The following is a 768-nucleotide window of genomic DNA, read 5'->3' on the forward strand; positions in this document are numbered from 1 at the left end:
CTGCTGGGCAATCGCCTGCTGGATCACTCGGTCCACTACTGTGGGTATGCCAAGCTTCCGTACTCCACTTCCATCTGGTTTGGGAATTTCTTTGCGCCGTACGGGACTTGGCTTGTACCTGCCTTCCCGGATACTTTGCAAGAGCTCGTCTTTATGTTCCTGCAGCCATGGCAGCGCATCTTCTACGGTCATCCCGTCGATTCCTGGTGCTCCATGGTTGCGTTTGACCTGCTTGTAGGCTCTGTTCAGATTGTCTCTGTCCAGTATCTGCTCCAGCAGGTCTGTTGCACCGTCCCTTTCTCCACATTCCCGAATGCCGACACTCCGCGCTCCCACATACTCTTTGCGTTCCACGCTATCCCTTTGCGGGCAGCCCTTTCGGTATTCTGCTTTCATTGCGTCGACTCTCCTTCCTGTTAATACTCGAGACTTACGATTGTTCGGCCCTTCCCGAAAAAAAACTTCCCGGTACTATGGCTTCTGCTGACTTCTCACAGCAAGCTTTACTCCGTCTTTCGGATTTTTTTTTTCCCTACTTCACGTCTGTGAGATCTCCCCGGGTAAGAGCGATAACCTTCCCCTCATCTATCTGCCACATTTACATGATAGGATTCGGGCAGTATTGGACTTCGCTTTGACATGCAAGCTCATCCGTCCCATCATGCCTTGTATGTGATTTCTGTTCGTCAGACCGAGGGTTTGCCTCCGGCTTCCTTCAGATTCCGCCTCGCGGCGGACACCCTTGCCCTTGGCTAACAGTTCCTACTG

General features: G+C 52.3%; 1 pseudogene. It reads right to left on the minus strand.

What is annotated here, in order from left to right:
- Positions 1-396, minus strand: a pseudogene (locus GQY27_RS21200) (group II intron reverse transcriptase/maturase); the annotation flags it as partial.
- Between the last annotated feature and the right edge of the window lie 372 nt (positions 397-768).

The organism is Paenibacillus sp. An7, from assembly GCF_009870785.1.
Taxonomy (GTDB): Bacteria; Bacillota; Bacilli; order Paenibacillales; family Paenibacillaceae; genus Paenibacillus.